This window comes from Arthrobacter sp. DNA4 (assembly GCF_024362385.1).
In the GTDB taxonomy this organism is placed as follows: domain Bacteria; phylum Actinomycetota; class Actinomycetes; order Actinomycetales; family Micrococcaceae; genus Arthrobacter.
The window spans coordinates 3683734-3704312 of sequence record NZ_CP101466.1; the positions used below are offsets into that span (position 1 = coordinate 3683734).

The 20579-nt window shown below is 66.2% G+C and carries 21 protein-coding genes and 1 pseudogene; 11 read left to right on the forward strand and 11 right to left on the reverse strand.

Annotation, left to right across the window (positions count from 1 at the left end):
* The first annotated feature begins 18 nt into the window (after window positions 1–18).
* The 3 genes from NMQ03_RS17055 (at window position 19) to NMQ03_RS17065 (ending at window position 2206) form a co-directional block, all read left to right on the forward strand.
* Complete coding sequence (locus tag NMQ03_RS17055; protein WP_255173171.1) at window positions 19–654, forward strand: TetR/AcrR family transcriptional regulator; 636 nt, start codon at window positions 19–21, stop codon at window positions 652–654.
* A gap of 103 nt (window positions 655–757) precedes the next feature.
* Window positions 758–1888: a S1C family serine protease gene (locus NMQ03_RS17060; protein WP_255173172.1), complete on the forward strand. Its 1131-nt coding sequence runs from the start codon at window positions 758–760 to the stop codon at window positions 1886–1888.
* 12 nt (window positions 1889–1900) lie between these two features.
* Window positions 1901–2206 carry a hypothetical protein gene (locus tag NMQ03_RS17065; protein WP_255173173.1) on the forward strand — a complete coding sequence of 102 codons (306 nt, stop codon included), beginning with the start codon at window positions 1901–1903 and terminating at the stop codon, window positions 2204–2206.
* A gap of 81 nt (window positions 2207–2287) precedes the next feature.
* Here the strand turns inward: NMQ03_RS17065 and NMQ03_RS17070 are convergent, their stop codons facing one another.
* Together NMQ03_RS17070 and paaZ are read right to left on the reverse strand one after the other, a co-directional pair.
* Complete coding sequence (locus NMQ03_RS17070; protein ID WP_255173174.1) at window positions 2288–2683, reverse strand: VOC family protein; 396 nt, start codon at window positions 2681–2683, stop codon at window positions 2288–2290.
* 176 nt (window positions 2684–2859) lie between these two features.
* Window positions 2860–4971 carry a phenylacetic acid degradation bifunctional protein PaaZ gene (gene paaZ / locus NMQ03_RS17075; RefSeq protein ID WP_255173175.1) on the reverse strand — a complete coding sequence of 704 codons (2112 nt, stop codon included), beginning with the start codon at window positions 4969–4971 and terminating at the stop codon, window positions 2860–2862.
* Between the two features lie 142 nt (window positions 4972–5113).
* Between paaZ and NMQ03_RS17080 the strand changes: the two genes are divergently transcribed.
* Window positions 5114–5548, forward strand: a complete 435-nt coding sequence (locus NMQ03_RS17080; RefSeq protein ID WP_255173176.1) for a PaaI family thioesterase — start codon at window positions 5114–5116, stop codon at window positions 5546–5548.
* A gap of 100 nt (window positions 5549–5648) precedes the next feature.
* Window positions 5649–6353, forward strand: a pseudogene (locus NMQ03_RS17085) (DUF4397 domain-containing protein).
* Window positions 6354–6439: 86 nt separating this feature from the next.
* On the opposite strand, the gene NMQ03_RS17090 reads toward NMQ03_RS17085, so the two are convergent.
* Together NMQ03_RS17090 and NMQ03_RS17095 are read right to left on the reverse strand one after the other, a co-directional pair.
* A complete protein-coding gene (locus NMQ03_RS17090) occupies window positions 6440–8650 on the reverse strand; it encodes a S1 family peptidase (protein ID WP_255173177.1) in 2211 nt (736 codons plus the stop codon).
* A gap of 96 nt (window positions 8651–8746) precedes the next feature.
* Window positions 8747–9466, reverse strand: coding sequence for a tyrosine-protein phosphatase (locus tag NMQ03_RS17095; RefSeq protein ID WP_255173178.1), 720 nt, complete (start codon window positions 9464–9466; stop codon window positions 8747–8749).
* A 312-nt stretch (window positions 9467–9778) separates the two neighbouring features.
* Here NMQ03_RS17095 and NMQ03_RS17100 point away from each other — a divergent pair, with 312 nt between their 5' ends.
* Window positions 9779–10486 carry an SGNH/GDSL hydrolase family protein gene (locus NMQ03_RS17100; RefSeq protein WP_255173179.1) on the forward strand — a complete coding sequence of 236 codons (708 nt, stop codon included), beginning with the start codon at window positions 9779–9781 and terminating at the stop codon, window positions 10484–10486.
* Between the two features lie 83 nt (window positions 10487–10569).
* Here the strand turns inward: NMQ03_RS17100 and NMQ03_RS17105 are convergent, their stop codons facing one another.
* Entirely contained in the window at window positions 10570–11130 is a 561-nt protein-coding gene (locus NMQ03_RS17105; RefSeq protein WP_255173180.1) for a GNAT family N-acetyltransferase, read from the reverse strand.
* 74 nt (window positions 11131–11204) lie between these two features.
* Between NMQ03_RS17105 and NMQ03_RS17110 the strand changes: the two genes are divergently transcribed.
* Entirely contained in the window at window positions 11205–11438 is a 234-nt protein-coding gene (locus NMQ03_RS17110; RefSeq protein WP_255173181.1) for a DUF6480 family protein, read from the forward strand.
* A 24-nt stretch (window positions 11439–11462) separates the two neighbouring features.
* Here NMQ03_RS17110 and NMQ03_RS17115 read toward each other — a convergent pair whose 3' ends face one another.
* The 4 genes from NMQ03_RS17115 to NMQ03_RS17130 all read right to left on the reverse strand — a co-directional run bounded on the left by NMQ03_RS17115 (window position 11463) and on the right by NMQ03_RS17130 (window position 15167).
* Entirely contained in the window at window positions 11463–12335 is an 873-nt protein-coding gene (locus tag NMQ03_RS17115) for a 3-hydroxyacyl-CoA dehydrogenase family protein (protein ID WP_255173182.1), read from the reverse strand.
* A 3-nt stretch (window positions 12336–12338) separates the two neighbouring features.
* A complete protein-coding gene (locus NMQ03_RS17120) occupies window positions 12339–13148 on the reverse strand; it encodes an enoyl-CoA hydratase/isomerase family protein (protein WP_255173183.1) in 810 nt (269 codons plus the stop codon).
* The gene (locus NMQ03_RS17125; RefSeq protein ID WP_255173184.1) at window positions 13148–14374 is read right to left on the reverse strand and encodes a thiolase family protein; all 1227 of its coding nucleotides are present in this window, start codon (window positions 14372–14374) and stop codon (window positions 13148–13150) included. The genes NMQ03_RS17120 and NMQ03_RS17125 overlap by 1 nt, the downstream gene beginning before the upstream one ends.
* Before the next feature lie 118 nt (window positions 14375–14492).
* A complete protein-coding gene (locus tag NMQ03_RS17130; RefSeq protein WP_255173185.1) occupies window positions 14493–15167 on the reverse strand; it encodes a pentapeptide repeat-containing protein in 675 nt (224 codons plus the stop codon).
* A 125-nt stretch (window positions 15168–15292) separates the two neighbouring features.
* On the opposite strand from NMQ03_RS17130, the gene NMQ03_RS17135 reads away from it, so the two are divergent.
* Complete coding sequence (locus NMQ03_RS17135) at window positions 15293–15469, forward strand: CsbD family protein (RefSeq protein ID WP_255173186.1); 177 nt, start codon at window positions 15293–15295, stop codon at window positions 15467–15469.
* 159 nt (window positions 15470–15628) lie between these two features.
* Here NMQ03_RS17135 and NMQ03_RS17140 read toward each other — a convergent pair whose 3' ends face one another.
* On the reverse strand, window positions 15629–16684 hold the full coding sequence (locus NMQ03_RS17140) for a DNA polymerase IV (RefSeq protein ID WP_255175648.1): 1056 nt from the start codon (window positions 16682–16684) through the stop codon (window positions 15629–15631).
* A gap of 125 nt (window positions 16685–16809) precedes the next feature.
* Between NMQ03_RS17140 and NMQ03_RS17145 the strand changes: the two genes are divergently transcribed.
* Entirely contained in the window at window positions 16810–17547 is a 738-nt protein-coding gene (locus NMQ03_RS17145; protein ID WP_255173187.1) for a dienelactone hydrolase family protein, read from the forward strand.
* Between the two features lie 103 nt (window positions 17548–17650).
* On the opposite strand, the gene NMQ03_RS17150 is transcribed toward NMQ03_RS17145, so the two are convergent.
* The gene (locus tag NMQ03_RS17150; RefSeq protein WP_255173188.1) at window positions 17651–19111 is read right to left on the reverse strand and encodes an amino acid permease; all 1461 of its coding nucleotides are present in this window, start codon (window positions 19109–19111) and stop codon (window positions 17651–17653) included.
* 208 nt (window positions 19112–19319) lie between these two features.
* Here NMQ03_RS17150 and NMQ03_RS17155 point away from each other — a divergent pair, with 208 nt between their 5' ends.
* Both NMQ03_RS17155 and NMQ03_RS17160 read left to right on the forward strand, forming a co-directional pair.
* Complete coding sequence (locus NMQ03_RS17155) at window positions 19320–20081, forward strand: CPBP family intramembrane glutamic endopeptidase (RefSeq protein ID WP_255173189.1); 762 nt, start codon at window positions 19320–19322, stop codon at window positions 20079–20081.
* Window positions 20082–20132: 51 nt separating this feature from the next.
* The gene (locus NMQ03_RS17160) at window positions 20133–20573 is read left to right on the forward strand and encodes a VOC family protein (protein WP_255173190.1); all 441 of its coding nucleotides are present in this window, start codon (window positions 20133–20135) and stop codon (window positions 20571–20573) included.
* The last annotated feature ends 6 nt before the right edge of the window (window positions 20574–20579 follow it).

Genomic DNA, 20579 nt, shown 5'->3' on the forward strand with positions numbered 1-20579 from the left:
CGTGAGAAACTAGCCACTATGCCCAGCACCACCGAAACATCCAGCCCCACCGGCCCAGCAAACGGAACAGCAAAGCGCGGCCGCCCCGGCTACGACCAGCAGTCCGTGCTGCGCATCGCCGTCGACGTCTTCAACCGCCATGGCTACGACGCCACCTCGATGGGGATCCTGGCGGACAACCTGGGCATCTCCAAATCCGCCATCTACCACCACGTGCCGTCCAAGGGCGACCTCCTCAAACTTGCCCTTGACCACGCCCTGGGCGGCCTCGAGGCCATCCTTGAACGGCCGGAGGCCACTTCCGGGGCTGCCGATGCCCGGCTGGAGTTCGTGCTCCGGCAGACGGTGGCCGTGCTGGTGGACCGTCTGCCGTTCGTCACCCTGCTGCTGCGGCTGCGGGGCAACACGGAAATTGAGCGGGATGCGCTGGAACGCCGCCGGACCTTCGACCACAAGGTGGCTGTGCTGATTTCGGCTGCCCGCGATGAGGGCTCGCTCCGCCAGGACATCGATCCCCGAACCGTCAGCCGCCTCCTGTTCGGCATGATCAACTCGATCGTGGAGTGGTACAAGCCGGGCGGCTCCCTCTCCCCGCAGCGGCTTGCCGACGACGTCATCACCATGGCGTTCGACGGCCTCCATGCGGACGTGTAGGCCGCGCATCCACTGGTCCACGGGCAACTAATAAGCGTGCTTGGTATTTGGCGGGCTCCCCGGCTACGGTGGTAGAAAGCCATCGTCCGCAGGGAGGTCCTGAATGAGCCAGGCCAATGATCCACGGCGTTCATGCCGGCCCCGGACAGTACTCGCGGGCGGACTCCTGACCGCAGCCCTGGCACTCAGCGGCTGCACGGGTTCGCCTGCTCCCCCAACCCCTGGCACCTCCTCCCCTGGCCAGGCATCGCCGTCGGCCCCCGCCTCCGGGACTTCCGCTTCGGCAGCGCCAACCGCCGGCGCAGGCCCGGACTCCGGAACCGCAGCCGACAACCTGCCGCAGCTCGTGGAAAACCTCTCCCCATCCGTGGTCACCATCTTCACCCAGGGCGGCCTGGGCAGCGGCGTTGTCTACTCCGCCGACGGACTGATCCTCACCAACGAGCATGTGATCCGGGGCGCAACCACCGTGGAGGTCGGATTTGCCGACGGGCAGCGCGTCGAAGGGACAGTCAAGGCAAGCGACGCCGTGACGGACCTGGCCCTGGTGCAGGCCAAGCGCACCGGCCTGCCGAAACCCACGTACCAGAGCACCTTGCCCAAGGTAGGCGAAGGCGCACTGGTCCTGGGTTCCCCGCTCGGATTCGAGAACACCGCCACCGCAGGCATCATTTCCGGGCTTCACCGCTCCATTCCAGGCTCCGCATCCAACAGCCTCTCCCTGGTGGACCTCATCCAGACAGATGCACCTATCAGCCCCGGCAACTCCGGCGGTGCCGTGATCAACATGCGCGGCGAGGTAATCGGCATCAGCGAGGCGTACATCCCGCCGTCAGCCGGTGCGGTCTCCCTTGGTTTCGCCATCCCGGCCGCCACGGCAGTGGACGTGGCGGAGGAGCTGCTGGCCAGCGGCACCGCCAAGCACGCCTACCTGGGCCTTACCCCGGGCGAACTGACCGCCCAGATCGCCGCCCAGCTGGGCATCCAGGGAGGATCCGGAGTAGTGGTCCTCGCCGCGGACACGGACGGCCCGGCAGGGAAGGCAGGAATCCGCCCCGGGGACGTCCTGCAGTCCATGGAGGGCGTTGAGCTCACCACGCCCGAAAAGCTCCTGGCGGAATTGCGCAAGCGCAACCCCGGCGACACCGTAGGCTTCAAGGTCAAGCGGGGGGACCAAAGCCTGGACATCAAGGTGGACCTCACCGACCGTCCCGCCACTACAACCACCCGATAGGAAGGAAGAAACATGAGCCACCCCAAGGAAGAACCTGACGCAGGATTCATCGTCCCGGACCCGTCCAAGCTCCGTGAGGACATTCCCGGCGACGCCGGCGACGAGGCCAACGTGATCCGCTTCAGCGAGGAGCAGGCCCTGATCGAGGAACAGTCGCACGGCATCCGCCCCGACACCTACAGCGTTCCGGCAGGCGGCCCGACCATGGACGAGGCCCGCGGCAACATGGACCTCTCCGACCGCAGCGAAGAAGGCCGCGGCACCGGACGCGAGGATGACAGCAGCGACGACGGCCTGCACGGCGGTGCCGAAAGCTGACGCCGGCACAACACTGAAGCAGCAGGGGCACCCCGTCCGGGGTGCCCCTGCTGCTTTCGTTTATGTGGGCCGCTGCCGCGCCTAGACCTCGTACTCGAGCTTGCCGCCCAGGTTTTGGTGGACGCACAGGATGTTGTGCTCGGTGTCCATGAACCACGCGCACTTTTCCGAGCCGGTAGTGCAGATATGGTTCTCCGTCTTGAGGTTGGGCAGGTCGTAGTCCTGGAAAACGACTCCCCTTGCCTCCATGTCACGGACGGTTGCCTCGATATCGGCGACCTCAAAGCTCAGCGCGGTATGGTAGGAGTGCCTGCCGTCCGAGACCGGCATCAGCTGCAGCAGCGGGCCGCCGTCGGCGCCGAGCAGTTCGCTTCCGTCCTCCGTTTTTCCACGGTGCGGGAGTCCCAGCTTTTCCGTGTAAAAACTGCGGGCGCGGGCTGCATCATCAACCGGCAGGATGGTTGTGGCTGCGTTCATTCTCAGGGTCATTGGGCCACCTCCTACGGGCAGAACCTTACGCCCGGCAGGCCCAAAAAGGACCGCCCCCAAACGCCCCATCACTTCCCGCCCACCACACCCAAACGCCCCATCACTTTCCTGAAAGAAGTGATGGGGCGTTTGGGAAAACCGGCAGTAAGTGATGGGGCGTTGGGTTACTTTTCGACCAGGGTGAGGACGTCGTAGGTGGCCACGATCTCGTCGTTCTGGTTGGTGAGCACAGCGTCCCAGGCCACCTCACCGTATTCGTCGGTTTGACGTGGGGTGATCTTCTTGGCGGTGAGGGTCACCCGGATGGAATCGCCGGCGGCCACGGGGGTGAGGAAGCGTGCGTTCTCCAGGCCGTAGTTGGCCAGGACTGGGCCCGGCGCAGGCTCCACGAAGAGTCCGGCAGCCCAGCTCAGCAGCAGGTAGCCGTGCGCCACGATGCCCGGGAAGAACGGGTTGGCTTCCGCCGCTTCCTGGTTGGTGTGGGCGTAGAACGTGTCCCCGGTGGAGTGGGCGAACGCGCTGATGTCCTCCAGTGTGACCTGCCGCAGGTCCGAGCGGACGGCGTCGCCGATCCGCAGGGTGGACAGGTTCTTCCGGAACGGATGCGCGCCCTCGGTCTCCACCGTGAAGTTGCGGTCAGCCCCGGTGTGCCACACACCGGTAACCGCGGTCAGCATGTTGGGCGAGCCCTGGATGGCGGTCCGCTGCATGTGGTGCAGCACGGACCGGATGCCGCCCAGTTCCTCGCCGCCGCCCGCGCGTCCCGGACCGCCGTGGACAAGGTGGGGAACGGGTGAGCCGTGGCCGGTGGAGGACCGGGCGTCCTCGCGGTTCAGCATCAGGACGCGGCCATGGTGGGCCGCGATGCCGGTGACCAGCTCGCGGGCCGCCTCAGGATCGTTGGTGCACACGGATGCCACCAGCGAACCACCGCCGCGGGCGGCGAGGCGTACGGCGTCCGCCAGGTCCTTGTAGCCGATGACGGAGGATACCGGCCCGAAGGCTTCGAGCGAGTGGATGGCTTCAGCTTCGGGGTTGTCCCAGTTCAGGACCACGGGAGCCATGAAGGCCCCACCGTCCACTACCCCGGTGGTTCCGTCGGCGGAGGTGACCGACGGCGAATCGAGCGTTCCGTACGCAAGCTCGCCGCCGGCGTCGAGCATTGACTGCACGGCAGCGCGGACGTCCTCCAGCTGCTCCACCGACGCAAGGGCGCCCATGGTGACGCCTTCCCCGCGGGGGTCCCCCAGGACCACGCGCTCGGCGATCCGCTTGCCAATGGCTGCCGACACGGCGGGCACCAGCTCCTGCGGCACGATGGCCCGGCGGATGGCGGTGCATTTCTGGCCGGCCTTGACGGTCATCTCGGTGACCACGGACTTGACGAAAGCTTCGAATTCCGGGGTGCCCTCTACGGCATCCGGACCAAGGATGGCGGCGTTCAGGGAGTCGGTCTCGGACGTGAACCGGACGCCGCCCTCCACCACATTCGGGTGGGCCTTCAGGGACCTGGCGGTGGAGGCGGACCCGGTAAACGCCACCAGGTCGCGGTAGTCCAGCACGTCCAGCAGCCCGCGGACCGAGCCGGAGATGAGCTGCAGCGACCCCTTGGGCAGGATGTTCGACTCCACGATGGCCTTGACCACTGCGGCCGCAACATAACCCGTGGGAGTGGCCGGCTTGACGATGGTGGGGACGCCGGCCAGGAAGGCGGGAGCGAACTTCTCGAGCATCCCCCAGACCGGGAAGTTGAAGGCGTTGATCTGCACGGCGACGCCGGGGATGCGGGTGTAGATGTGTTCGCCGGCGAAGGATCCGTCCTTGGACAGCACCTCCATGGGACCGTCCACCACCACCTGGGAGTTGGGCAGCTCACGCCGACCCTTGGAACCGAAGGTGAAGAGGACGCCGATGCCGCCGTCGATGTCCACCATGGAATCGATCTTGGTGGCGCCGGTCTGGTAGGAGAAGCCATAGAAGTGGTCGCGGCGGGCGTTGAGGTACTGCGCCAGCTCCTTGAGCTTGAGGGCGCGCTGGTGGAAGGTCAGCTGGCCCAGTCCGGCCTGGCCGGTGGTGCGGCCGTACTCCACGACGGCGGCGAGGTCCAGCCCCTCCGTGCTCACCTTGGCCAGGACCTCCCCGGTGCTCGCATCCCTGACGGGGACCGCGGAAGCCGAGGAACCGGCGTCGGGCGTCCACCATGCGTCCATGACGAAGCTGGGCACTGTCTCCACGGTGTCGACCGTGGCCTGGGGAGCTGTGGCTGTGGTGGTCATCGTTGACGGTCCTTCCAACAAGGGGGCAGGCAAACAGGCTTACCATTACTGACCGTCCGTTCGGTAATATATTCACCATACATGAAGTGCCGTGCTGCACACTAGAAGGCCAGGACCGAATTGGCCACTCAAAGGAGAACCCATGAACGCCCCGTCACCCCAGGATGCTTCCGACAGCCAGCACCAGCTCTGGAAAATCACCCTCGGCGAGCTGGACGAGAAAATGGGCGTGAAAATCCTGGAGGAGTCCGTGGAGCGCGTGGTGGCCACCATGCCCGTGGAAGGCAACCGGCAGTCGTTTGGGCTGCTGCACGGCGGCGCCTCACTGGCCGTGGGCGAGGCGGTAGGGTCCTGGGCGGCCGTCATCCACGCGAGCACCATGGGCAAGACGGCGGTAGGCGTTGACGTTTCCGCCACGCACCACCGTTCCGCACGCGAGGGCCAGGTGACCATTACCGCTACGCCCATCCACCTGGGCGGGACGCTGACCACGCACGAGGTGCTCATCACCAATGAAGCCGGTCAGCGGCTGTGCACCCTGCGCATCACCAACCTCCTGATGAAGCGAAAAAACTGAAGAAATTTCGCGGGCAGTGCATCCATGGGCGGCGTTCGGAAGGTAATAAGCGTGTCAGCATCACCAGCCCGGCTACCGGGCATCCCCCAAGGAGTTCGAAATGCGCAAAATAACCTATGCCGCTGGAGCACTTTCCCTTGCTGCTTCACTGGCCTTCGCCGCTCCCGCCCAGGCCGGCAACTGGCACCACGATGACGACCCCGCACTGCTGTCCGTCCTGCACGGGGTACCCGGCCTGACCGTGGATGTCTGGGTGAACGGCGAGCTCACCCTTGATGACTTCACGCCCGGCACCCTGGCCGGACCGCTGGAACTGGCCGCGGCGATTACCAGATCGCCATCACCGCTTCGGACGCCACCAGCGCCGAAAACCCGGTGATCGGCCCGGTCGATGTGCAGCTCGACGAGGGCCGCAACTACACGGCAGTGGCGCACCTTGACGCCGCGGAGCCCCCACGGCGACCCTGTTCACCAACGACACCAAGGCCCCCGGCAATGACACGAAGGGCAAGCTGACAGTCCGGCACGTGGCCGCAGCGCCCGCGGTGGACGTGCTGGCCGCGGAACGGCCGTGATTGAAGGCCTCAGCAACCCGGACGAGGCAACTTTGAAGCTGAAGGCCGGCACGGTTTCGGCCTCGGTGGCCGCGGCAGGGACCACCGACCCCGTGATCGGCCCTGCCGACATCACCGTCGAAGCCGGGAAGAACACCATCGTCTACGCCTGGGGAAGCCTGGCGGACGGCACGCTGGACGTTGCGGTCCAGGTGGTTGACGGCAAGGAGAGGTGCGGCGGACGCCACTGAGGCTAACGCAACCGGGAGGCGCTAAGCGCCGTTCCCCCGGGATCGCTACGGACCGGACTCTGTATGTGTGGGCCGGTCCGTAGCGGCTACCGCGAAGGCCGCCGGTTCCGCCGGCGTACAAGCACCGTCAGCAGAATCCCGACGGCGAGGACGCCCGCGGCAGCAGCCGCTGCGGGGATGAGTCCGGCTGATCCCGTGTAGGCCAGCCCGCCGCCGGCGCGATCACCGTTTCCGCCCGTGTTGGCAAGGTTCGCAGGAGCGCTGGGAGCCGGGCTGGATGCCGGCGGACGGACGACGGCGGGAGTCGTCGAAGGCGGGGCAGGCGACGGGTCCGCGGGGGCCGGGACGGTCGCAGCCGGGGCGGTCGGCGCAGGAGTGGCCGGGGCGGGGTTGCCAGGTGCCGGGCTTGCCGGTGGCTCAGTCGGTGCGGGGCTTGCCGGTGGCTCAGTCGGTGCCGGGCTTGCCGGCGGGGCGGGCGATGCCGCTCCGGCGGACGCAAACTCAAAGCTGTTGGCACCCGACCGGCTGTACCCGTTCACGGTTTCTGCCGTGAAGCGCAGCGTGCCCGTACCCTGCGGAGCTGTGAAACTCCATGTCCCGTCGTTGTGCACGGGCACCTCTAACGGATCCTTTCCTTGGAACGTGACCCGGACCGTGGATCCGGCGGCGACCGCAGATGCAGGAGCCGCGGGAACCTGGCCGCTGATTACCTGCCCCGGCTGGTAGGCCTTCCCGGTTGCGGGGGCTGTGACGGCAGGCTTGTTGAGGAACAGTTCCAGTTGGTAGCCGGGCAGCACGGCAAGGGCATCCTCCAGGGTGGCTGCAATGGCCCGTGTCTGGACGCCGTTCTGGCTTTCGGCGCCCGTGTGCGTACCCACGGCAAAGTTGCCGCTGATCCACGGGCCGCCGGAGTCGCCGCCCGCCGACGTGACCGTCGATGAATCAAAGGCGCGGACCGGCCGGAGGTCGTTGTCGTAGTTGGGCGGAACACTCTTTTCGCCCGGCATCATCCAGATGCCCACCGCATCGACCGTGCCGCATTTCCAGCCGGACGTCCGTCCGGACCTGCAGACGTCCTGGCCCTGGAAGGGCGCTACGGTTCCCACGATCCTGACAGGATCCGGCGTCCTGGAGGTGCCCCAGGTACTGGTGGCAGGCTCAGGGTTCACTGAAGGCGCGATGTCCTGGATGACGGCAATGTCAGTCCCTGCTACGGATCCGTCCGCCGCTGCCGAGTTCCCGGGGCCGCCGAACTGGCTGAACCCGAAGCTGCCCAGGGGTGACAGCGGAGGCAACGGCTGAGGCGTCAGGGCGCCGGGTCCGCTTGCGGGCGCCCACCCGGGAGGTTCCACTGAGGCCTGCCGTGCCAATCCATCCCTGGCGCAGTGCCCGGCGGTGAGGACGAGCGGCAGCCCGGCCGGACTGAACGCGCTGAAACCGGCTGAACAGATGGCCGTGCTGTCCACGTAATATCCCTGCCCGCCGAGGAGGTCCCCCTCGGTCTTGAGGGAAGCACCCTGCTCCAGTTTCACGTTGGCGTACCGCGCAATGAACTGTGCCTGCGTCATTTTGCCGGTTCCCGACGGCTGGCCGCCGGCAGGAACCGGGTCCGGCTGGTTCCCCTGGGTCCCGGATTCTGCGGTGTTGACGGCCCCGGTCCTGATGACGAAGTGACCGTCCGTGTAGGTAACCGCCTGGAGGCCCTGGGTGCCAACGTCACGGACATAGTCCTTGTACAGCTGGTCGAGGTCTGCTGCGACCAGCCCGTTCGCCGGCGGAGGTGTTTCCTGCACCGCCGGGGAGGCGGTGGGGGCAGCCGGCGTGGGCGGGATTGTGACCGTCGGGGGAACCAGCACAAAGGCGGCTGGGCCGGAGCGGTTCAATTCGTTCACCGCGGCCCGAAGCTCCGGACCGTCGCCTTCCACCCTGATGGTGCCGGCTTTTAGGCTGATGCCAACGAAGCCAGGCAAGGCCCGAAGGGTGGGCGCGGCGCCGGCGGCCCGCCGGCCGAGCTCACCGGCCGCATTGAATTCGGCCACGCTGATGCCAAGATCCCGGTGGAGCGCTTCAGCAAGGCCTGCCTCGGAGGGCCCAGCCGCGTTGACGGGAGCAGCCGGGGCGCCGGAAACTGCCTCATCTTCAGTACCCGTACCGGCGGTGCCGGAGCCCTTGGGCGTAGGCGCCACCGTGGGGCTGTTTAGGGTGGCCGGGGCCGGAACAGCCACTGCGGGGGCGGCAGCCAACCCGAACGCCAGCACCACGCCGGCTATGGCTCCTGTGGCGGAGATTCTCTTCATGGGGGTTCGCCGTTCCACTCATCCACGCCTGCGTGCAGGCGCCCTGCGACTGCGGCCGCCGAGGTCAAGTGTCAGCAGCCACACCAGTAACTTAAGTCACAAGGGTATCTTTCGGGATGCCAAGGCGGAAACAGAATCCAACTCCGCCTCCCGCAACCCGTGCGCCAGGAGATAGTCGCGGGTTCGAAGGTCACGGACGAATAAAGCCACCGCGAGCCCGCGCCGCTCCAGCAGGGGCTCGAGCTCCGGCCCGGTCAGGTACCGCTCCCGGCTGTGGGGCGGACCGTGGGTGCGGTACCGCTCGTTGATCCCGCGGGCCGCCCGCCGGTAGCCCTCGGCAATGGCCTCGTCGGAGTCACCCGCCATGTCCTGGACCATGGCCGCGATCAAACCGCTCCGGTCACGGCCGGCGGCGCAGTGCAGCACCACATCCCCTTTGGGCGCGGCGAGGGCAATGGCCCGGAAGACGCCCACCAGTTTTTCCGGGAAAAGGCGCGCGTTCTCGAGGTAGTGGGCGGGATCGTTCAGGTAGGGGCCGGTGACGGCGGTAAACCGCGGATCCTCCGGTTCCTCCGTGGGTGCCTGCACCACGTCGATGCCCGCCCAGGCCGCGGCCGGCACATCGGGGTCATTGCTCCGGCGCCGCGCCTCAACTGCGTTGCGAAGATCGACTACGGTGCGGACGCCGTCGTCGAACGCCTCTTTCCACCCTGCTGCGGTCAGCCACTCGCGGCGCCCCATCCGGTAAATGCCGCCCGAAACGCGCCATGCGTTTACAGCGCCATCCCAGTCCACGGACGTGCCGTTCTTGCTCATCCGCACAGCTAACCACACGCCCCTGAATGCCGCACTGCACAGCAACGAACATTTGATCAGGGCACAAAGGCCTGCTGACCTGAGCGCAGGGTGGCAATACTGTGGCACCTACGTACCTGCTCGCGGTGTCCAATGAGGTCATTGTTCAAAGAGGTAATTGTTCAAAGGGGAAATTCATGGCAAGTCCAGCAGTACAGCGGCGCCGTCCGGCTTTCGCAGCCGCCCTCGCAACCCTGGCAATCACCGCCGGCATGGCCGCGGCCCCGGCCCAGGCCGTGGACAAAATCAGATACATAGCCCTCGGAGATTCCTATGCCGCCGGCCAAGGGGCCCTATCTGGACACCTGCTATCGCAGCGACAACGCCTATTCCGAGCTTGCAGACGTGGACAAAACCGTCCAGCTGGTGGTCAACGCTGCGTGCAGCGGGAAGACCACCTGGGATGTGGTGAACACCCAGCTTCGCCAGCTGAACAAGAGCACGGAACTGGTGACCATCACCGCGGGCGGTAACAACATCGGCTTCGGGGACATCATCAACTATTGCGGAGTCGTCCTGGCGCAACTCCCACCGGCTTCTGAATGTGGCAGTGCCCTCGGCCGAGCGGAAATACAGCTTCAGAGTGGCCAGCTAAAAAGTGACCTGCTTGCGATGATCCAGAGCGTGCGGGCCGCAGCGCCAAACGCCAAGATTGTGGTGACCGGCTATCCCTACCTCCTGGACCCAATCCCGGCAGGGATGACCGACCCGGCCGCGCAGTTCATCTACACGGCCACCGACTTGGCGAACCGGCTGGACGAGACGATCGACGCCGCGGCGAAGGATGCCGATGGCGCCGCTGCCGGGGACCCTAAAGTGCAATACGTCGATGTGCGGGCCGCCTTCCTCGGCCACGGCGCTTTGTCGCCAGACCCGTGGATCAACCTTGGCCCCGCGCCCGATGGCTTCCACCCGAACGCCGCGGGCTACCAGGCCTACTTCGCTGCGCTGAGCAGTTCGGGCGTCTACTCCGCTCCCTGAGCAGCACGGTCAGCGCCCAGGGTGCGCTCCGCACCTTGGGCGCGGCGGGCCAGCCGGTATTCCAGCCCGGCACGGACGGCCGGTCATTCATGCTGCAGGATGGAGAACACCACCGTGTCCCGGAGGTTTCCATCGCTGGTCCGTGAATGGCTGCGGAGCACGCCGTCCTGCTTGGCGCCCAACCGTGCAATGGCTTCCCGCGACTGGTGGTTCAGCCAGTGCGTGCGGAACTCCACGGCGGGACAGCCCAGCACCTCGAAGGCATGCCGGAGCAGCAGGAGCTTGGAGTCGGGGTTGGTCCCTGTCCCCTGCACCGAGGCCGCATTCCAGGTGGAACCGATTTCCACGCGGGGCGTGATGGCGTCGATGTTCATGTACGTGGTCATGCCGATGATGCGGCCCGGGCCACCTGTGCGTGGATCAATCAGCCGGGTGGTGAAGGGCAGCATGGATCCCTGTTCCTGCAGGGCGAGGCGGCGCCTGATCTCCGCGGCCGTGGCGTCCGGCGCGGGCACCGAGGTGTACCAGAGCTTCCAGAGTTCGCCGTCCCTGGCCGCGTCCAGCAGCCCGTCGTGGTGTTCTTCCGCGAGCGGCTCCAGGATTACACGGCGGCCGGTCAGGGTAAGGGGTTCAAGGAAAGTCACTGCACCAGCCTAGGCCCGCCGGCCGCGCGGGTTACGCTGGGGCAAGCACCAGGACGTCGAGCGAGGGAGTTATTATGTCAGGAACCAACCCGGATCCCGAGGACGACAAGATCACCGGACTGGAGCCTGGCGGCGGGGTTCCACCGGGCGAAACCCCGCCGGGGGAAGCCTCCACCGCCGGTCCGCAGGGCCACGAGGAGCACGGCACCAGGAGGGGCACCCAGTTCCTGTGGATCGGCATCATTGGCGTGGTGGTCCTGCTGTGCCTGTTGTACTTCATCGGCTACATCGTGGGCATCTTCGACTAGGCCCGCTTCCGGACGGCGGGCACCCTAGCTGGGCCAGTCGAAGAAGCCCTTGCCGGTTTTGCGTCCGAGTTCTCCGCGGGCCACCTTGTCCCTGAGGATCTGCGGGGGCGCGAACCGCTCGCCAAGGGTGGAGTGGAGGTACTCGGCGATTCCCAGGCGGACGTCGAGGCCCACGATGTCCGTGGTTTTGAGCGGCCCAGTGGGGTGCTTGTAGCCCAGAACCATCGCGTTGTCGATGTCCCCGGCGGAGGCGACGCCTTCCTCGACCATCCGCATGGCCTCCAGCGCGATGGCCACGCCCAGGCGTGAGGACGCGAAACCCGGGGCATCACTGACGACGACGGCGGTCTTGCCGAGTGCCTCCACCCAGGTTTTCGCCGCGGCAGCAAGTTCGGGAGACGTGCGCTCCCCCAGCACCACCTCGATGAGCGTGGATGCCGGCACAGGGTTGAAGAAGTGCAGGCCCAGGAAGTTCTCCGGCCGCTTTAGTTCGCGGGCCAGGCCGTTGACGGACAGCGATGACGTGTTGGACGCCATGAAGGCCTCCTCTGCAAGCCGTTCCTCAATGCCCCGCAACGCGGTGACTTTCAGGTCCCAGTCTTCGGGGACTGCTTCCACCACCAGCTGGCGGTCCTTGAACGCGTCGTAGTCGGTGCTGACGGTCAGCCGGGTCACCAGTTCTTCGAAGTTGGCATCCACGGCCCCGCGTTCAATGCTTTTTAAGGCTGCGGATTCCACCCGTTCCTGGGCAGCTTCGGCGGAGACGTCGTCGCGTTCCACCACCAGCACGTTGGCGCCCTTGATCAGGAAGGCGTGCGCGATGCCGGCGCCCATGCGGCCGCCGCCCAGCACGCCCACGTAAGGGGGAAGGCCGGGGGCTACTGATGAATTACTCATGGTCTACTTTCCGTCGGCGGGGTGGGCGGAGGCGGCGTTTGCCTTCTTCGCTGCATTGCGGTCCAAAAAGGCCTGCATCCGGTCGAATTTGGCCTGCGATTCGAAGAGGATGCCCTGGGCCAGCTGGTCGATCAGCGGGTGCGCTTCCGCGGGGGCGTGGAATACGGATTTGGTGATGCGGACGGCCAATGGGTCCTGCCGCCCGATCCTGTTGGCCAGGCTGTGGGCAGCGTCCAGGAGTTCTGCCGGATCGTGAATTTCCGTGATGAGGTTGGCCGCTTTGGCTTCATCGGCACCAAGGACCAGCCCGGCCAGCAGGATCTGCTTGGCCAGCGGCTCACCGACGAGTTCCCTGAGCCGCCAGCTGGCACCGGCCGCCGCCAGGATTCCCAGCCCTGTTTCCGGGTTGCCGATCCGTACGTTGGGGGTGCCGATGCGGAAGTCCGCGGCGTAGGCGAGTTCCGCGCCGCCGCCCAGGCAGTAGCCGTCCAGGGCGGCGATGACCGGCATGGGCAGCCTGGCGATCCGGACGAAGATGGTGGAGTTGATGCCCTGCAGGGCGTCATCGCGCCGGCGTTCGCGCAGCTGGGCAATATCGGCACCGGAGGCGAAGACCCCGTCCACGCCGGCGATGATCAGTACCTTGGGGTTCTGTTCCAGGGCTGCGCAGACAGTGTGGAGTTCATCCACCATCTGCTGGTCGATCGCATTCTTCACCTGGGGCCGGTTGAGCAGCACCACCACCCGGTCCTCGCGCTCCTCCACCAGGAGCGCGGAGAAGCTTTCCGCCGCGAGGTCCACCGCGGACGTCATCAGATTTTCTCCAGCAGCATCGCGGTGCCCTGGCCGACGCCAACGCACATGGTGGCCAGGCCGAATTTTGCGTCTTCGCGTTCCATGCGTCCCAGCAGGGTGATGGCGAGCCGTGACCCACTGGAACCGAGCGGGTGCCCCAGGGCGATGGCGCCGCCGTCGCGGTTCACGATCTCCGGTTCCAGTCCGAGCCGGCGGATGCAGGCCAGGGACTGCGTGGCAAAGGCTTCATTAAGCTCGACGGCGGACAGGTCGCCAACGCTCAGGCCGCTCCGCTTGAGCACCTTCTGGGTGGCGGGGACCGGACCGATGCCCATGATTTCGGGCTCGCAGCCGGCAGAAGCGCCGTCGATGATGCGGGCACGGGGGATCAGTCCCAGCCGCTCAATGGCTGCTTCCGACGCGACGATAATGGCGGAGGCGCCGTCGTTCAGGGATGACGAGTTCCCGGCCGTCACCACGGACCCGCCGTGCGCCACGGGCTTGAGCCTGGCGAGAACGTCCATGCTGGTACCGGCGCGCGGGCCCTCGTCGGTGTCCACCACGGTCTCTGACTTGCGGGTCTTGACTGTGACGGGCACGATTTCGTCCTTGAACCGGCCGGCCTCGATGGCGTCCAGGGCGAGCTGGTGGGAACGGACGGCGAATGCATCAGCGTCTTCACGGGAGATGCCGTCCACCCGGGCCACTTCCTCCGCCGTTTCCGGCATGGAGTAGGTCATCTTGCCGTCCCGGGACAGGCCGCCGTGCTGGAAGTGGGGATTGGTGAAACGCCAGCCAATGGAGGTGTCGAAGATCTGGCCGGGCTTGGCGAACGCGCTGGTTGGCTTTTCCTGGACCCAGGGGGCGCGGCTCATGGACTCCACGCCGCCGGCGATGACGATGTCCGCGGCTCCGGCCTTGATCATGTGGCTGGCCTGGATGATGGCGCTGAGGCCGGAAGCGCAGAGCCGGTTCACCGTGATTCCCGGAATATGCAGCGGCAGCCCGGCCAGCAGGGTGGCCATCCGGGCCACGTTCCGGTTTTCCTCCCCCGCGCCGTTCGCGTTGCCCAGGATGACTTCGTCGATGCTCTCGGGATCCAGGCCTGCGCGTGCCACGGCTTCGCGGACCACCAGGGCCGCAAGATCATCCGGCCGGACGGAGGACAGAGCGCCCCCGTACCTGCCTACGGGCGTTCGGACCCCGCCAACAAGGAAAGCCTGCGGACCTGCGGTTGCAGCCATGGAAACACCCTTCACGCGATAAACAGCACTGTCATCGGCGGTAAGCGCAGCAGAATCCTCCACTTACCGACCGTTCGTTCTGTAAATGGTACACGGGCGGCCCCGGCCGCGCATCCGGTTACAGGACCCGCACCCCCATGTGTGCGGCGATCAGCGGCGCCAGGAGGCCCAACTGATACTCATCGATCACAAGCCCGGACATGCTGCCAAGGCCGCTGATCCTGCGGAAGTCCGTGCCCCTGAGGTCGAAGTCCTTCAGCCTGGCGCCCGTCAGATCCAGTGATCCAACGGTGCAGTTTTCCAGCCGCACGCGGGTTGCGCCGGCACCGCCCAGGTCCAGTTCGTTGATGATGCAGCCGCTGATGAGCACGTCCGCGAGTTTGGCGCCGCGGAGGTTGAGGTAGTCCAGCTTGCCGCCGTCGATCCGGACGGACTGCCAGCCGCTTTCATACAATTCGGCAGAGCCCAGGCGCGGGTTGTGAAGCTCCACGTCACGCCAGGTACTGCGGGCACCCTGGAAGACCGGCGCGTAGGCCTCCGCCAGGATGCAGTCGCGGAACGAGGTGCCGCGGAGCTGCGCCTCGTTGAAAGATGGAGCATCGAACCGGCACTCGGCAAATACGGCTTCACCCAGGTCAAGGCCATCCAGGGCGGCGCGGTTTAACCGCAGGTTTTCGTACCGGTCCCCGCGGCGGAACACCGGCTCCGGCAGTTCTTCAAGATCCTGCAGTTCCACCGCGGAAAGCCGGGGCGGGGCCACCTTGGCCCCCGCCGTGCCACGTCCTTTATCCATAGGCCGAGCCTAACGCCGGGCAGCCGGCAGGAGGCAACTGCAGCCCGGTACTTGAAATAGTAAGCAAGCTTTGTTTATGGTGAAAGAGCACGGTTGATCGACGGAAACGAAAGGAGGCCGGAACCATGGGCCTCGGAGACAAGATCAGTAACGCGGCAGAGGACCTTGGCGGCAAGGCCAAGGAAGCTGCAGGCAACGCGACCGACAACGACCGCCTGAAGGCAGAAGGCCAGGCCGACCAGGTCAAGGCAGACGCCAAGAAGGTGGGCGAAAGCGTGAAGGACGAGTTCAAGCGCAGCTAGTCCCTGCTGGTGCAGCCGCAGCGAACGGCGTGCTGCAACAGCCCAAAACGGCGGCGGATCCAATGGATCGGCCGCCGTTTCGCTGTCCACCCACCATCGATTGCTGAGTAGATGCCGTTTTGAGGCCTCAAAACGGCATCTACTCAGCAATCGATGGGGTTACCAGCCGCTGCGGGTTGGCGTGTGCCCCTTTCGGGAATCTTCGGGCATGGTCATCTCGGCCCGGACACCCAGCAGCCGGACAGCGTTGCCGGGTTCGATCTTTGAGACCAGGCCAAGCACCTCTGCCAGGACCACGGCGGGATCGGACGTCTCGGGGATTTTCCGCGCGTAAGTCCTCGTGGTGAACGGGGCGTAGCGGACCTTCAACGTCAGGCCGACCACCGGCCTGCCTTCAGCGGTGACATCGTCCATGACGTGCGCGGCCAGCTCCCGGACGGCGTCCTCAATCTGTGCCCGGTCGGTCAGGTCCCGCTGGAAAGTGGTCTCACGGCTGTGCCCGCGCGCCACCCACGGGGTGTCATCGACGGTCCGGGAACCGTCGCCCCGCCCCAGTTGCGCGTACCAGGGCCCCATTTTCGGACCGAATTCGGGAACCAGGTCATCGGGGTTCGCCGCTGCCAGTTCGGCAACGGTCGTGATCCCCAGGGTGGCGAGCCGGCGGGACACCGCCTTTCCCACGCCCCACAGGTCGATGGTGGGCCGCTCCCCCATGACCTCAAGCCAATTCCCTTGCGTGAGGCGGAAAACGCCCGCGGGTTTGCCGAACGTCGTCGCGACCTTGGCCCGGACCAGGGTGTCCCCGACGCCGACGCTGCAGTGCAGCTGGGTTTCCGCCAGGACTGCCTCCTGCAGCCGGCGGGCGAAGGCTTCGGGATCGGCCGTCTCAAGGCCGACGAATGCCTCGTCCCAGCCGAGCACCTGGACGGTGGTTCCGGGCTGGGCGCGCAGGACCGCCATCACCTTTTCGGATGCTTCAAGGTATGCCTCGTGGTCCACCGGCAGGATGACCGCATCGGGCACTTTCCGCGCGGCGATCCGCAGCGGCATTCCGGACCCCACGCCGTAGGCCCGTGCTTCGTAGGACGCCGTGGACACCACTGCCCGCTCCGTGGGGTCGCCGCGGCCGCCCACGATGACCGGCCTGCCTGCAAGTTCGGGACGGCGCAGTACCTCGACGGCGGCGATGAATTGGTCCAGGTCCACATGCAGCACCCACTGTTCGCTCACAAGCCCCAGTCTGCCCCGGCCATGCAGCGCGCACCACCCCGCCTCCCGCGGGCGAATACCGCGGGCGCGAAACGCGCGACATCCCATAGGCTCCCGGTTAGCCTTGGCCCATGACGAACGTTGATCTCAGCGCTGCGGGCACGGCTGCCGGCGGATCCCCTTCCCTGCACGGTTACCTTGCCGTACCTGTTGGACAGGGGCCGTTTCCCGGCGTCGTGATGATCCATGAAGCGTTCGGCCTGGACGACCAGACCCGGCGGCACGCGGACCGGCTGGCCCGGGCCGGTTACCTCACTCTGGCCGTGGACCTGTACAGCGACGGCGGCCCGCGGCGTTGCCTGGTGGGAACCATGCGGGCCATGGCGGCCCGCACGGGGCGTCCCTTCACCGACATCGCCACGGCCCGTACCTGGCTCGCGGAGTCTGAACTGTGCAACGGCAAAACCGGGGTGATCGGCTTCTGTATGGGCGGCGGGTTCGCGCTGCTGGTGGCGCGGGACGGGTTCGACGCCGCTTCCGTCAACTACGGCCGACTCCCGGGCAAGCAGCAGCAGGAACTGGAAGACGCACTGCGCGGCTCCTGCCCCATCGTGGCCAACTACGGTGGCGCGGACAGGTCCCTGAAGGGGGCCGCGTCGCGGCTCGAATCAGCACTGGACCACTTGGGCATCGAGCACAGCGTCAAAGAATTTCCCGGTGCCGGCCACTCCTTCCTCAATGATAAAGAAATGGGGCCGGTTCTCCTCAGGCCGCTGATGCGGGTCATGGGCGTGGGGCCGGACCCGGACTCCGCCCCCGAGGCCTGGCAGCGCATCCAGGACCACTTCGCCAGGTACCTGAAGGACTAAACAGCAGCTGATGGGCTGGGCCTGTCCCGGCACCCCGTGAAAACGCCGACGGCGGGCCACCCACTGAAGGGGCGGCCCGCCGTCGAACGTTGTCCGGAAAGCGCTAGCTGAAGAGCTCGCTCTTGGGCTGGTTGTTCTTGACCTTCTGCCAGCCAAGCCACAGGACCACGGCAAAGAACGGGATGGTGGCCAGCGTCCACAGGCCCAGGTAGAACACTTCGCCGTCCTTGCTGGTCATGGTGTCAAAACCGATGAGCACGGTGATGGCGAGCAGGGCGATGAGGCCGGCCCAGCTGGTCCAGGGTGAGCCCGGCATGGGCAGGCTGGAGACGTTGCCCTTCTTCTTCCGCAGCGCGATCTGGCTGGCGAAGATGGAGCCCCATGTGAAGATCACGCCAATGGAGGCGGTGTTCAGTGCGAGGTCGAAGGCGTGTGAGCCGCCCAGCCAGATGTTGAGGAGGATGCCCACCAAGTAGACGGCGCCGATGGCGAGGATCGCCGCGTAAGGCACGTGGCGGGTGGACATGCGGGTCAGCCACTGCGGCGCGTGGCCGTTGTTGGCCATGGTGCGGAAGATTCGGCCAATCGAGTAGAGGCCCGAATTGCAGGAGGACAAAGCGGCGGTGATCACGATCATGTTCATGACGTCGCCCATCCAGCCCAGGCCCATCTGGCCGAAGACCGTGACGAACGGGGAGGTGCCGGCTTTGTACTGGTCCGAGGGCAGCAGCATGGCGAGCAGGGTCACGGAGCCAACGTAGAACACGACGATACGGACCACGACGGCGCGGATCGCCTTGGGAACTTCGCGTTCCGGGTTCTGCATCTCGCCGGCGGTGATGCCCACCAGTTCGATGGCGTTGTAGGCGAAGATCACGGCGTTCAGCACCAGGATCATGACCAGGGCGCCCTTGGGGAACATGCCGCCGTCGGCCGCGAAGAGGTTGTTGACCGATGCGTGGCCGTCGCCCACCTTGGCGTTGGTGACCACCATGAAGGTGCCCACGGCCAGGAAGATGACGATGGCGGAGACCTTCAGGACGGAAGCCCAGAATTCGAATTCACCGAATGCCTTGACGCTGAACAGGTTCACGGCCACCAGGAGCACCAGGGCTGCGATGGCGGACAGTTCCACGGGGACGTTGGGGAAGAAGAACTGGAAGTACAGGCCGATCGCGATGAGCTCCGCGATGCCGGTCATGGCCCAGTTGATGAAGTACATCCACCCGGAGAGGAAGGCGCCCTTCTTGCCGAACATCTCGCCGGCGTAGCTGACGAACGAGCCGGAGGTCTGGCGGTACATGATGAGCTCGCCCAGGGCCCGCATGAGCAGGTAGGCGATGACGCCGGCGATGGCGTAGGAGAAGATCAGGGCGGGACCGGTGGAGGCGAGGCGGCCGCCGGCACCCATGAAGAGGCCGACGCCGATGGCGCCGCCCATGGCGATCATGGTGACGTGGCGTCGGCCCAACGTCTTTTTGTAGCCCTCGGCGCTGAGGGAAGGGTCGACGGCGGAGGATGGCGCCGTGCTGTTCTTTAGGTCTGTGGGGGTACTTTGAGGCACAACTGTTCCTTGTGGGTTGGGGGTTGGCCGCATCCGGTCTTCGTATGATCAAGCTCACAAAATTCGGCCTTTAGGCCTGAGGACCAACAGATGTGAGGGTGGATCGGTCGAACTGCCGAAGCTTCACGCGACCTGTACATCTTACAAGACCGTCTGGAGTGGTACGTGACGCGCACTACACCCCGCCGCCCGGCGATAGGCTGGGACCATGGCAACAGCCCACCGCTTACCGCCCGCTCCGCAGCCCCAGCTCTACCGTTTCTCCCCCCTGGACCTGGCGACGCTGTGCCTCTACGTTGCCATTGCGGGGTTCTTCGCGGTGGCCGGAAATGTGCTGGCCCCGCTGCTCCGGCTGGTGGCCCCGTCCCCGGCAGCAGCCTCCTATGCCGTGAACCTGCTGTTCTATGCCTCGGTCGGAATACTCGCCCTCCTGGCCGCCCGCCGGGTGGTGGCGCGGGATCTCAAAGTGCTGGCGACCCGGCCCTGGTTCACCCTGCTGATGGTGCCGGCAGCCGTGATCGCGATGATGATCCTGACCGCCGTCGTGGTGGCCGCGAACGGGCAGGTTGAAACCTCCGCCAACCAGGCCGGACTGCAGGCGCTGATGCAGCAGGTCCCGGCGTGGCTCATGGTGCCTTTGCTGGTGGTGGTGGGTCCGTTCGTGGAGGAGTACATCTTCCGCCACCTGCTCATCGGCAAGATGTCCAGGCGCGTGAACGTCTGGATCTGCTGCGCCCTGTCCGTGGTGCTGTTCGCCGCGCTGCACATCGTGGGGCAGGAGGCGCTGACCCTGACTGCCCTGCTCCCCTACCTGGCCATGGGTGCCACCCTGGTGTCCGTCTACATGTGGACCGGGAAGAACCTCATGTTTTCCTACTTCGTGCACGCCGCCAAGAACCTGCTGGCCGTGATCCTTGTTTACGCCATCCCGCCGGAACTGTTTGACCAGATGCAGAACGTCCAGGCCTAGGCGCGCGCACAGGACCTTCCGCAACGCCCCGGCCGCCCTTACCGTGGACGGATGGGACTGAACATCCAGATTGTTGTCGATTCCGCCCGCCCGCATGAGCTTGCCGATTGGTGGGCCGAAACCCTCCAGTGGGCGGTCGAACCCCAGGACGCCGGGTTCATCCGCTCCATGATCGAGCAGGGCTATGCCACCGAAAACCAGTCCATGACCCACCGCGGCAACCTGGTGTGGAAGGACGGCGCCGCCATCCGCCCGCCGGAGGAGATTGGCTCGCCGGATCCCGAACGGCGCATCCTGTTCCAGACGGCGCCCGAGGGAAAAACGGTGAAGAACCGGGTGCACTGGGACGTCCGGCTGGACGGCAGGGACAAGGATGAGGTGCGGCGCGAACTAGAGGCACGCGGGGCTTCCTTCCTCTGGTCCGCTCGGCAGGGACCGCATTCCTGGCACACCATGGCGGACCCCGAGGGCAACGAGTTCTGCATCGGCTAAGCACGA